This window comes from Bacillus cereus group sp. Bce041 (assembly GCF_052646455.1).
This window is the reverse complement of sequence record NZ_JBQXON010000002.1, coordinates 873,322-885,258: the sequence shown is the minus strand read 5'-3', so window position 1 is coordinate 885,258 and position 11,937 is coordinate 873,322. Positions and strand designations below refer to the sequence as shown.

Sequence of the window (11,937 nt, the reverse complement as noted above, 5' to 3'; positions counted from 1 at the left end):
GTGGGGGTCGGGCTGTCCGTAAAAGTCCGATTGGTGAGGGCTGATTAAAGTTTCACTTTATTGCATGATTGAAAAGGTGTAGTCTTATTCCTTTTCAAACTGAAAAATATCCCGATTAATAAGTTGATGGAGATACCTATCCATTTCAGCAGCAGAAACTTTTCTTTCACTTTTAAACCACCATGCGCTTAATGAGGTGATTGCCCCTGAATAAAATTCAATGATTAAATCATTGGGCATCGTATGATTTTTGTGCAGTTGATTTAACGCTTCTATTTCTTGTTTTCTCGTTTCGTGACTTAAATATTGTGTTCGGTTAATAAATTGTTCATCAGACATTTGCGTTTCTAATATTTTACCGATTTCTTCATGGTGTAGAAATTGTTCCATTACTTGAAATGGTTTACTTAATCGATCTGAAACCGGTATTTCAGCAATCATCTTGCTATATCGTTTAAATCCAAATGCTAATAAAGCATCTTTATCTTCGAAGTGTTTATAAAAGGTTGTTCGGTGTACCATTGCGCGGTCACATATTTGGTTAATCGTAATCGTACTATATTTCTGTTTTGATTGCGTCATTAATTCAAATAAGGAATCCCACAGTAATTTATGTGTACGTCTAATACGTAAATCAAGTTGTTTTTCATTATCGTTCATCTACAATTCTCCTTTTTTGTAGATTAAATATACAGTGGCTGAAAATTGATTCTCCCTTTTTAATCTACATATGTATATTATATTACATGTGTTCCGGTGTATTTAAAGTTTTTTAAGTAAGAAACAGGAGGAGAATCTGTAAATGAATATGACAACTAAGAGCCCAGCAAGTGGCAAAGTTGATACTTCTAATTTGAAACATATCCCCATTTTAATTGCATTACTTTTAGGTGCAATGGTTGCATTATTAAATGAAACATTACTTGGAAATGCGTTAACGGTATTAATGAAAGAATTTGACGTAACGGCTTCAACGATTCAATGGCTTTCTACAGCATACATGTTAGTAGTTGGGGTTTTAGTTCCAATTACAGCGTTACTTCAGCAATGGCTCACAACGAGACAAATGTTTTTGATCGCTATGGTAACGTTTTTAGTCGGTACATTAATTGCGGGATTCGCACCGACATTTTCCGTTTTATTAATTGGCCGTATCGTCCAAGCTGTAGCGACGGGGTTAATTACACCGTTATTAATGAATACGATTTTAATCATTTGTCCACCTGAAAAACGTGGTGCGACAATGGGATTAATCGCACTCGTGATGATGGCAGCTCCGGCAATTGGCCCTACATTATCTGGAGTAATTGTGGATTCATTAAATTGGCGCTGGTTATTCTATATTGTTATTCCTATCGTGATTATTTCCATTATGATTGGGATGAAGTACATTCAAAATGTTTCAGAGTTAACAAGGCCAAAAGTAGATTACCCATCTATCCTTTTATCGACATTAGGATTTGGCGGGCTTGTGTATAGCTTTAGTGCATCGGGTGATTTAGGATGGTCCGATGCAAAAGTGTATGGCACTTTAATTGTTGGGCTTATCTCATTATGTATTTTTGCCGTTCGACAATTGAAAATTGAGAATCCAATTTTAGAATTACGAGCATTTAAAGTTCCGATGTTTACATTATCAGTTGGATTAATTGTCATTGTGATGATGTCGTTATTTTCAACGATGACTTTATTACCGATGTTCCTGCAAACCGTTTTACTCGTTACAGCTTTTAAATCAGGAATTATCATGCTTCCGGGAAGTGTTATTAGCGCCATAATGGGACCAATCGCAGGTAAACTATTTGATAAATTTAGTCCGAAAGTTATTATCGTTCCCGGCATTGTCTTAGTAGGAATTGCAATGTTCTTATTTAAAGGCATTACTCCTGATACATCAATGGTACAAATTATTATCATGCATAGCGTATTAATGGTTGGACTCATGTTTGTCATGACAGCACAAACATACGGTTTAAATCAATTAACACCAGATTTATATCCGCACGGAACAGCACTATTTAGTACGTTGCAACAAGTAGCTGGTGCAATTGGTACAGCTATCTTTATTTCGAAAATGTCTTCAGGAACAACTAAGTATATGGAAAGCTCCGCAAATCCACTGGATCCAGTAGAGAAGTTAAACGGTTTAACTTCAGGGTTCCAAGGTGCATTTGCACTTGGGTTAGTCTTTATCATTGTTGCATTTATCGTATCGTTATTCTTAAAAGAAGACAAAGAAGGAGTAAAGGAAGCGAGAGTTTTACAGAACGAACATTAAGGTTTATATAAAAAAGACATCTTTTCCTAGAAAAGATGTCTTTTTTATATTTTTTTCGTAACATTTGTTTTGGGTGTCTTCATACATAAGAATTGGTATGTACAATAATTATCCTTTTTGAGAATAAGGATGCAAAGCCGTACTAATAACTAATAGTTCACCAAATGATTTAGTGACATCGTATATAGATCCTGTTATGAGAATAGGCATAGTCATGATTGTGAAGTTGTTATATTGGTATTAAATGATTTATACGTTTTTTATAGTAAAAATTAGAGACACTTCAATAAAAAGGAATTAAATATGGTACTCTTTAGTTAAGATATTTAAACGAAGACAGGGGAAATGAAGATGGACAAAAAGCTAACGTATTGGCTAGCATCTATTATAGGGGGAGTAGTACTTGCAACTGGTATGACTTATGGAATGTTACAGTTTGCTGAAGTCCCGCTTGAGAGTGAGGACCATGTTTTTGCAGAGGTTAATAAAGAAGACACACTATCGAATGAAGCAGAAGTGAAAGGCTCAAATGCACAACTTCACATTACAGTAACTTCTACTGAAGAAGAAGTTATTTCAGCTATGCATAGCATGACTCATCAAAAAGTAAAAGCGTGTGAAGGAAAGGGAGCAACCCCTATGTCCAAAAAGAATGCAGAGAAAGTAAGAAACATTCTAAACGGAAACAATTTCAAGAACAAAGAAGAGCTATTAGCAATTACTGAAAGATGGTCAAATAGAGATTTTAGTGAAATTTTAGAAGAACATAACTATTTTATTAAACTTCAAGGTGGCAAGATAGGTGAAGCTACAGTAATGGATAAGGTAGACGAGCAAGTATTCTGTTTCAATACTTTCGGTGATGATGTAACGGCCGCATTATTTAAATCAGGAGATCTTCAAGCGCTGTAAGGTGTTTTTTCTTTGATATAAAGAAAGCCTCAAGTATTCATATACTTGAGGCTTTTCCAATGGAAAGATAGGAATGATCCGAATTCCTTACATTAAGAACAAAGTGGAATTACTCCTAAACCAATTAATAAAGCTGCAGCAACTGCTGGAATTGGTACAGGAATTTGAATACCTTCTACAAACAAGAAATACTGACCACTCACTATTTTAAAACAAACTACTTGCATGGCTATTCCTCCCTTCTTTTAGAATTAATACATTATATTAATTAATCTATTTATTGATATAGTTAAATTATTCATTTTTAAAAATATAGTTAATATGTGAATAGTTTTCGAAAGGACCTGCTCAATCAATGCGGAAAAACATAAGATGAAACGAATCCATTAAAATACATGAGTGAACCTTAGTTTTCCCCTCTTATCTAAAGGAGGAACTATTATGGGTTATGGTGGTAGTTGTGGCGGTTGTGGCTTCTCGGGAGGCTTTGCTTTATTAGTTGTGTTATTCATTTTATTAATCATCGTTGGAGCTTCTTGCTTCTGCTAAAAACTATTGGAAAAGACACTCATATAGAGTGTCTTTTCTTTCGTGCAAAATGCTTCCTGATATTATCCAACTGTATATAGTATACGGTATACTTTTTCCTCATTAGACATATAAAAAGGTTGGAGGGATGTTATGAAACTAGTAGGGAAGCACATTTATATTCGGCTTTATAAAACTGATGATGCTAACGAGTTAGCTAACTTACATATTAGAAATCGCGAATTTTTTCAGCGAGTTTGTCCATTGCTCCCAGAAGTTTTTTATACAGAAGAACATCAAAAAATACGTCTTGAACAAGCGTTAAAAAAGACAGCTGAAGGGCAAGTATATCCTTTTGGAATCTTTTTAAGAGAAAATGATAAACTTATCGGAGACATTTCATTAACTCAAATTGTTAGGGGAGACCTCCAAAGTTGTTATACGGGTTTTACTTTGGATAAGGAGCATAATACAAAGGGCTATACAACAGAGGCTCTTCAACTTGTTGTAGATTTTGCTTTTAGGGAATTAAAGCTACATAGAATTGAAGCAGGAGCGATGCTTGATAATATAGCATCTATTTGCGTATTAGAAAAAGTCCTACATAAGAGGACTTTTTTGTATATATATAGATTAAAATAATAATAGAAATTTTTTATTTTTTTCCACAACTATTAATTAAATCATATTGTTTAGAAATCATTTCATTCCGAATTTGATCGAGATGTTTATGTAATGTTTCTTTTATTGCACTACCTGTTTTGCTTTCAAAACTTTTGTTTAATTCAATTCCTTGTTCAGATAAACTTTTGCATACATCATGAAATGCTTCTTTGTTTTTTTGAATGGCATGTTTTTGGCTTGCTACTATGCTATTTGTTTTGAATGCTACATCAGTTTTTAAAAGTGATTGTTGCATTTCTTTTTCTAATTGCTTTTTAACAGCTTGCAACTCATCTATAATAGTTCCAACTGCACCAACTGTAGCTTTTTCTATTTCTTTCTCTATTTTTTGAATTTCCCCTATAAAATCCATCATATTATCTCGCCGCCAGTCCTTCAAAATTTGTTCCTAATTGATTATCTTTATCGCGTAATGAATTAGCTGCATAAGCAATATCATCTCCAAAATGAATCAATTCTTTTTGTTTTTTCCGTAAAAGATGAATTAGTTCTTCTGCTAGTTGTACATCATGAAAATAGTCTCTTCCGTTTTGGGATATTTTTGCAACCTCTCTAATTGCTTCATCTACTTCATGTTCTTCTAACAGATGATATTTTCCTCCAGGGCCTGTCTCATGCTTCAATTGACTCTTTAATTTCGCAACTTCCTCTTCTTCTTGTTGTTGAAATCGTTCTATATTTCTAATAATATCAGATAATATATCGCTTATTTTTTGTATCTCTTTTGCATGACGAATGATATCATCTGGTTCTAATTCTAGTCGAACACTACCATTATTGTGGAACATTTCTAGAAATGTTGACATTGGATGTTGTCCCATAAATACAGCCGCGAGAATACTATCTGTTCCATTACTTTTCGTTGTAAATTGTTTACCAATCATAGGTGCTCCAAATTGATTGAAATTTCCTACAGCATCTTCTTTATGAGTATAATCTACTACTTTATTTTCCATTACGCCTTCATCTACTCGTTTTTTTGCTTTATCACTTAGTAATCTATAAATATTTGGTGCAGCATATGTTGTTGCATAACAATTCATTTCTGCTGCTACATATTGAGCCTCCGCAGCACCTTTACTATGTCCGGTAGTGTGAATAGATGTAGGATTATATTTTTTCTTAATTTTTTCTGTAAATTCTAATGCACTATCAAATGATGTCGGAGCTTTTCCGCCTGCTACACCAAGGTTCTTTTTCTGTCCAAGTGTAATTTGAACTATATCTGTGGTTTTATCTCCATCGAATCTATCAAATTCAGTACCACGGAATGCAATGATTACATCGTCATACTGTTTTTTACCAGGCTTATACTTATTTGCAGGTACTACAGCGATTGCTTGTAATCCGTTTTTCACTTTTGTGTCATCTGCATCAAATGTTTCTATAACTTTCCATTCTTGACCATTAGATCCTGTAATTTTTGCTTCTTTATGTAAATATTTCTGTTTATAAACTTTATCCGATAGCTCGAAATAATCTTCATCTGTCGCAATTGGATTCTTTTTAAGTTCATTCATATATTTCAACTCATTTCATGGTATATTTTAACTATATTTAAATACAAGGGGATTTTAAATGAAAAAGAAATTGGTAATTATTTTATCCATTATTTGTATTATAGCAGGAGGATATTTTACTATGGAATACTTAAAACAAAAAGAAAAAGAAGAAAAGTTTTGGAAAGTACAAGAGGCACGAGTAGAAAAGTATATTCATTATAATATCGAAGGTGTAAAATCTATTACGTTTACAAAAAAAGATGTAAGTCCAATGGGAGTTCCTTCTGTAGAAGGATATATAAATAATGATAAGGAATTATGGTTTGATGCAAGTATAAGTACTACAGATAAATTTGAGGATAAGTTTGGTTGTTCTGGGGAATTAGATAAAATGATTAAAAAACCAGCAAAATCGGTATCGGAAATTGAAAAAGAAGAGAAAGAAAAAGAAAAGAGTAGTCTTTGAACTACTCTTTTTTTGTATCCTATTCTAAGAAAAATGTATTGGTAAATGTTTTTTATAAGGAGAATTTCCAATGAAGAAAGTAATGATTTTGATTGTATCTGCTGTGATACTCATAGTAGGAGGATATTTTACTATGGAATACTTAAAACAAAAAGAAAAAGAAGAACAATTTTGGAACCGACAAGAAGCACGAGTGGAAAAGTATATTCGTTATAATATTAAAGATGTACAATCTATTACATTTACAGAAAATAAGGTAAGTCCAATGGGAGTTCCTCATATAAAAGGTTATATAAATAATAATAAAGAATTAGATTTTATAGCTAGTATAAGTACAACTGAAAACTTTGAAGACAAATTTACGCGTTCTGGGAAATTAGGAAAACTTATAAAAGATTCTGAAAAATCAGTATCTGAAATTGAAAAAGAGGAGAAAGAAAAGAAACAAGAGTAGTTTTTGCACTATTCTTGTCTTCTCTATCCCATTTTAAGAAGAATACATTGGTAGGCTTTTTATAAGGAGATTTCCAATGAAGAAAGCAATGATTTTGGTTATATCTGCTGTGATACTCATAGCAGGAGGATATATTGGAATGAAATATGTAGAAAAAAAAGAACAAGAGGAACATTTTTGGAAGAAACAAGAAGCACGGGTAGAAAAGTATATTCGTTATAACGTGAAAGATGTGAAATCTATTACGTTTACAAAAAAAGCTGTAAGTCCAATGGGAGTTCCTTATTTAGAAGGCTATATAAATCATAATAAAGAATTAGATTTTATAGCTAGTATAAGTACAACTGAAAACTTTGAAGACAAATTTACGCGTTCTGGAGAATTAGATGAAATGGTAAAAAAACCAGCAAAATCAGTATCTGAAATTGAAAAAGAGGAGAAAGAAAAGAAACAAGAGTAGTCTCTTTAACTACTCTTGTTTCTTTATTCTAGGGATACCGCCCATCACCGTTAAGCTCACAGAACAGGTTGCTTCTAAAATGAACTTCATTATTATAAAAGACTCTAATTTTTCGTTTTGGGGCAAATATTATATAAAATAATAGCTATCTCTAAATCACTAGCTTCAAAAAAGCCTTCACGCAATAATGATTGCATGAAGGCTTTTGATGTTTTCTTATTTTTTTGTCTCGTTAACCCATGTAATAATGTCCTGGATGACGTACTCGGGAATATTAGCAGGGATTTCATATTCACTAGGGAGGCTTAATTCCCCGTCACCCTCCGTGAAGAAATGATTCAATTTCGGGTATTTTTTGAACTGAACATTCCTGCGGTTTGCAAGCCCTTCTTGCCATTTTGTATATTCATTTTTTACTGTTACTTGATAATCACGTGCTCCTTGCAGAATGAGTAAAGGCTCTTTTCGTGATTTTGCCTCTTCAACTGGACGCCACCTAGAAACATCATACATAAAATGAGGTGACCCAAAATTGTAGCCAGCTGGAGGATGGTCAGGATTGAAAGTAGGCTCCTGAATAAAAGCAGCCTGTCTTTTTAGTTCATCGATTTCTTCCTTTGATGCCCCAAGGTATTCATACTGATCAATGGCAATGTCAGTCAAAGGGCGTGCAGGTGGTGCGAGTAAGATACTTCCTCGAACAAGTGAGGAAGGCGCTTTGCTCAGTATACGCGGCATTGTGCCAGCTCCTTGGCTATGTCCGAGAATGAAAATATTATTTGGATCAATGCCTTCCTGCTGCGCTGCTGACTTTGCTGCATATATGGCATCATCTGTAGTATCACGGTCTAATGTAACAGGTTCTGCACTCATCTTTAATGCATGTTCTAAGGTACGTTTTTCATAGCGCAACACTGCAATTCCGTTGGATGAAAGGCCCACCGCAAGGTCTCGTAAGATTTTTGTTCCCAAATAGGTAGCATCGCGATCATGGATGCCAGCACCATGCACAAGAACAACGACGGGTACCTTTTCACCACGCTGATGCTTCGGAACTGTTAATGTCGCTGGTAACGGATAGGTAGAATTTCCAATGACGATTTCACGTTCTTGATAGGAGTCAGGTTGATCATAGCTAGGATGTGGGATGGTATAAGATTCTTCGGGTGGCCTTTCTCCAATTTCATCTACTTTCCCGCCAGGTGTGAATTTAAGGAGTAGCGGTATGGTAGTTCCTTCGGTAGCTGCTGGAATTTCTACCGTCTGATGGACCAAGTTTCGTTCTTTTATCACGGGGGTTCCCATGCTTTTTATCCCGCTCCAGCCACTTTGTGTCCACCAGTTTTGTAATGTGGTTGCTGTAAACTTGGATTGAAAAGCAGTAGACGTCAACTGTAGTGCCTCTGCATACTTACCTTGCTGGAGATATTCAAAAAATAATGATGTACGCTCCGTTAAAGAGACTAGTTTCTTTTCAGCAGATTGTTCTTCGCGTGTATCTGCGTGAATAGTTGTTGTAAGCGGGAAAGATGAAACGCCTAAAGAAAAGAGTAGGGGAAAGGTAAGTACTGATCTTTGTATTTTCTTTTTTTTATTCATGTTTTAACCTCCAATACGTGATGGTACAAAACAGGTATGGTAATTAGAATTCTGGTGCGAAAACTTCAAAATATTTGCAAGCAATCTCCAAAACTTGGACATACTCATATTATTATTCTAAAAAAACGTAGCTTTCTTCTCTTGTCCCATGCATATTAATCCCAGAAATAATCTTTCTTCCTTCACTTTATATTTTGATTATACGAAACAAAGCTCTCGTTTTTCTTACTTGATACTTACAAATTCCTTAAGTAAAGGATATTTTAAAATCTTAGCTTGATGAATATGTAGCGGTACTCCTATGTTAAGAGATAGCTTAAGGACCGAGGATTATATTGTTTTTATAAAGGGTTGATGTTATGTTTGTTTTGTAACATATCGTGTTTTATGCATGTAGGAGGATTTATTGAAGAAATTATTAATATTGTTTTTATTAGCTACATTTTGTCTACAGATTACAGGATGTTCTAATAATATGGGTACACTAAGGGAGAAGTCTAAAACTTCAACAACTGTGAAGTCTAAACGCATCAATAAAGGGTGGTACAAACATATGTAATAGTTTGTATCACCCTTTGTTGATGATAGAAGTCATAAAGAAAAGACACCCTAAGGTGCCTTCCTTCGACTTGAACCATCTTAATTTTAATAATATATTGGACTCCCATCCAACTATTATTTTACCATGTTAAATTGTTTTATTCATTGAGAAATATGCTTTAAATCTATATTTTTAAAAAATATATAGATTTGAACAATATGTATACGAGCCACATATCAAAAAAAGACACTCTCAAGAGTGCCTCTCCTTAGCAGCCGAATCCGCCGCCCCAACAGCTAGCGCCAACAATGATTAATAAGATGAAGAGCACAACAAGTAAGGCAAATCCGCCGCCGAAACCACAGCCACCACCACAACTACCGCCATAGCCCATATTAACTCCTCCTTCCATAAAGACCATTTATTAATGGATTTAATTTAATTTATGTTTTTAAGGGTAAATGGAGCAGGTCCTTAAAAAAATAAAAGGATTTTGGAAGTTAAAAAGAGTTGACGATCTTATTTTTGTCACCGGAATTTTGTCTTCTACATATTGTATTTTATTCTGTGTATTGGGGGAAGGAGGATCTTATGGCTAATTCTGAGATGATTTTACGTTTACTTACGGATTTAAAGATTGAACAACAATTGTTGAAAGAACAGTTAGAGAAAATGCAAACAGCTGTGACTATTCTTGAAGAAAAATCAGTGACGCTTAAAGAAAAACCAGCGACTCTTAAAGAAAAAACAATGACTCCTGAAGAAAAACCATCTGTTACAAAGCAAAGAGCTTTTTCTGGACGCCCAACATCTTTTCGTGATTGGAGAGCATCTAGTCAAAAAAATTAGGGAATGTTATGTGAAATGATAAATAAAAAAGTACAGTCTGCTGTAGAAAAGACTGTACTTTTTTATGTTAGTAGAGAATGTTAAGGGAGACGTATTTATTTTGCCTATTCCAATTCCACTTTTAATTGGAGCTCTTTATCTAACTTATCATTATTAAATTTTAAAGTTAATCCTCGCGTGTTTTTCGGTACATCGAATACAATGTTTCCGTCCGAATGTTCACCAGGGTTAACAATACCAAATTTAAATGTAGAGGTATTTGCAGCTTTAAGTACGGATTGATGTTCATTGGAAATGTGATATTCTCTTCCAAATCCATCAATTAATTTAAAGTTGTTGATATCTAGTGTAATGGGTTCTTCTTTACGATTATAAACTGCGATGTCTAATACTTTAAAGACACCTTGTGCTTTAACTTCTCCAGTCCCTAGAACATCTAATGACTCGGCAGATCCCATTGACATGTATACATCAGAGGAATCTACATTGGTAGGAAGTTCTTTTTGCGAATCCTTGTTGCTAAGTTTGTCATTCTCTGTTTTTTTAGAAGTCGCCTGCTCATTTTTCGCAGGCGCATCATGTGAACTGCAAGCTGATACTCCAAACAAGAATGTGCTACATAATAATGATGCTAATAACTTTTTGTTCATCGTTTGTTTCTTCCTTCCAAAATAGAAGCACTTTTAATGAGTGCTATATATATTTGTCTTTATATGTATTACATTTTATATCTTATTATATTAATTTTGGAAGGAAAAGGGAAAAATGCACATTTCTCTGATTCGAATTATTTATCTGTCTAAAAGTTGAAATTAAAATGAGCCCCATAAATGATAAACCATTCCACTGACAAAAAACACTAATCCTAAAAATAAAACAATTAAAGCAAGAATTCCATTTTTATTATGTTCCATAAAATAAGCTCCTTTTTCATTTACTTACATACAAAAAGCCTTTAGTCGTAATTATGGCTAAAGGCCTTAATCTTCATACTTTGTAGTTTATAAAAAAGTTGTACTTCTGTATTAATTTGGAATATGATTATTTAAAGAGAAGGTGATGAGTACATGCAGGAAACAAAACAATTCCCGCTTATATCGGGAAATCTCTCATTAGATTTAGTAAATACAGAGTTAGTTAGGCGTGGACAACGTTATGATTTATTAATAACAGATGAAGATGTATTAGAATGGCTACATGTAATAAAGGTTAATCTTCCTTTTTGGAATGAAAAAACACTTATAGGAATTCAGAAGCGAATGGATCAAGTTACATCTAGCATATTAGAGGTAAGAGAAGTATTGAGAAAACAGTTTGAGGCAATTGCTGATCAGCAAGAAATTTCTAATGATTTTATTACGTATTTAGAAAAACAAATTGAGAAGGCACCATTTACATATAAAATCATTGAACAGCAGCTAGTATCTATCCCGGTTGGAGAAATCGAGGATGTACTCGCATCGTTAATTGCATTTGACGCTTTAACGTTAATAGCAGAAAATAAGCTTATTTCCCTTAAAAGGTGTTCAAATCCTGACTGTGTTTTATTATTTATAGATAAGAGTGGAAAACGAAAATGGTGTTCTATGAAAATATGTGGGAACCGGAAAAAGGTAGCAAAATTTCAGGATCGAAAATTTGAGGAAGTTTAGAGAATCAACTTA

16 protein-coding genes are annotated in these 11,937 nt (G+C 33.9%); 9 read left to right on the top strand and 7 right to left on the bottom strand.

The genetic code is table 11. From position 1 onward, the window contains the following. Positions 1–84: 84 nt before the first annotated feature. Positions 85–660 carry a TetR/AcrR family transcriptional regulator gene (locus ACUN13_RS10585; protein WP_025687786.1) on the bottom strand — a complete coding sequence of 192 codons (576 nt, stop codon included), beginning with the start codon at positions 658–660 and terminating at the stop codon, positions 85–87. A 142-nt stretch (positions 661–802) separates the two neighbouring features. On the opposite strand from ACUN13_RS10585, the gene ACUN13_RS10580 reads away from it, so the two are divergent. Both ACUN13_RS10580 and ACUN13_RS10575 read left to right on the top strand, forming a co-directional pair. Further along, positions 803–2,278 (top strand): MDR family MFS transporter, encoded by a 1,476-nt coding sequence (locus ACUN13_RS10580; protein ID WP_257115887.1) that lies wholly within the window; start codon positions 803–805, stop codon positions 2,276–2,278. 351 nt (positions 2,279–2,629) lie between these two features. After that, the gene (locus tag ACUN13_RS10575) at positions 2,630–3,190 is read left to right on the top strand and encodes a PRK06770 family protein (protein ID WP_025687788.1); all 561 of its coding nucleotides are present in this window, start codon (positions 2,630–2,632) and stop codon (positions 3,188–3,190) included. Between the two features lie 92 nt (positions 3,191–3,282). Here the strand turns inward: ACUN13_RS10575 and ACUN13_RS10570 are convergent, their stop codons facing one another. Beyond that, on the bottom strand, positions 3,283–3,417 hold the full coding sequence (locus tag ACUN13_RS10570) for a hypothetical protein (RefSeq protein WP_001198456.1): 135 nt from the start codon (positions 3,415–3,417) through the stop codon (positions 3,283–3,285). A gap of 214 nt (positions 3,418–3,631) precedes the next feature. Here ACUN13_RS10570 and ACUN13_RS10565 point away from each other — a divergent pair, with 214 nt between their 5' ends. Together ACUN13_RS10565 and ACUN13_RS10560 are read left to right on the top strand one after the other, a co-directional pair. Continuing rightward, the gene (locus ACUN13_RS10565; RefSeq protein ID WP_000540375.1) at positions 3,632–3,739 is read left to right on the top strand and encodes a YjcZ family sporulation protein; all 108 of its coding nucleotides are present in this window, start codon (positions 3,632–3,634) and stop codon (positions 3,737–3,739) included. 132 nt (positions 3,740–3,871) lie between these two features. After that, entirely contained in the window at positions 3,872–4,360 is a 489-nt protein-coding gene (locus ACUN13_RS10560) for a GNAT family N-acetyltransferase (RefSeq protein WP_071740859.1), read from the top strand. A 13-nt stretch (positions 4,361–4,373) separates the two neighbouring features. On the opposite strand, the gene ACUN13_RS10555 is transcribed toward ACUN13_RS10560, so the two are convergent. Together ACUN13_RS10555 and ACUN13_RS10550 are read right to left on the bottom strand one after the other, a co-directional pair. Further along, the gene (locus tag ACUN13_RS10555) at positions 4,374–4,757 is read right to left on the bottom strand and encodes a hypothetical protein (RefSeq protein ID WP_000968628.1); all 384 of its coding nucleotides are present in this window, start codon (positions 4,755–4,757) and stop codon (positions 4,374–4,376) included. Position 4,758: 1 nt separating this feature from the next. Then, a complete protein-coding gene (locus ACUN13_RS10550; protein WP_025688084.1) occupies positions 4,759–5,922 on the bottom strand; it encodes a hypothetical protein in 1,164 nt (387 codons plus the stop codon). A gap of 58 nt (positions 5,923–5,980) precedes the next feature. On the opposite strand from ACUN13_RS10550, the gene ACUN13_RS10545 reads away from it, so the two are divergent. From ACUN13_RS10545 to ACUN13_RS10535, 3 genes are all read left to right on the top strand, one after another. Continuing rightward, positions 5,981–6,370: a DUF1433 domain-containing protein gene (locus ACUN13_RS10545; RefSeq protein WP_445423769.1), complete on the top strand. Its 390-nt coding sequence runs from the start codon at positions 5,981–5,983 to the stop codon at positions 6,368–6,370. 70 nt (positions 6,371–6,440) lie between these two features. Beyond that, positions 6,441–6,824, top strand: coding sequence for a DUF1433 domain-containing protein (locus ACUN13_RS10540; protein WP_445423768.1), 384 nt, complete (start codon positions 6,441–6,443; stop codon positions 6,822–6,824). 76 nt (positions 6,825–6,900) lie between these two features. Beyond that, positions 6,901–7,284, top strand: a complete 384-nt coding sequence (locus ACUN13_RS10535) for a DUF1433 domain-containing protein (RefSeq protein WP_242278658.1) — start codon at positions 6,901–6,903, stop codon at positions 7,282–7,284. 216 nt (positions 7,285–7,500) lie between these two features. Here the strand turns inward: ACUN13_RS10535 and ACUN13_RS10530 are convergent, their stop codons facing one another. Continuing rightward, complete coding sequence (locus ACUN13_RS10530) at positions 7,501–8,883, bottom strand: alpha/beta hydrolase (protein WP_242278657.1); 1,383 nt, start codon at positions 8,881–8,883, stop codon at positions 7,501–7,503. An 809-nt stretch (positions 8,884–9,692) separates the two neighbouring features. Then, positions 9,693–9,818, bottom strand: coding sequence for a YjcZ family sporulation protein (locus ACUN13_RS10525; protein ID WP_000540377.1), 126 nt, complete (start codon positions 9,816–9,818; stop codon positions 9,693–9,695). 197 nt (positions 9,819–10,015) lie between these two features. On the opposite strand from ACUN13_RS10525, the gene ACUN13_RS10520 reads away from it, so the two are divergent. Further along, positions 10,016–10,273: a hypothetical protein gene (locus ACUN13_RS10520; protein WP_000013694.1), complete on the top strand. Its 258-nt coding sequence runs from the start codon at positions 10,016–10,018 to the stop codon at positions 10,271–10,273. 104 nt (positions 10,274–10,377) lie between these two features. On the opposite strand, the gene ACUN13_RS10515 is transcribed toward ACUN13_RS10520, so the two are convergent. Beyond that, positions 10,378–10,923 (bottom strand): DUF4352 domain-containing protein, encoded by a 546-nt coding sequence (locus ACUN13_RS10515; protein ID WP_257115890.1) that lies wholly within the window; start codon positions 10,921–10,923, stop codon positions 10,378–10,380. A 417-nt stretch (positions 10,924–11,340) separates the two neighbouring features. Here ACUN13_RS10515 and ACUN13_RS10510 point away from each other — a divergent pair, with 417 nt between their 5' ends. Further along, on the top strand, positions 11,341–11,925 hold the full coding sequence (locus ACUN13_RS10510) for a CGNR zinc finger domain-containing protein (RefSeq protein WP_001158435.1): 585 nt from the start codon (positions 11,341–11,343) through the stop codon (positions 11,923–11,925). Positions 11,926–11,937 lie beyond the last annotated feature (12 nt).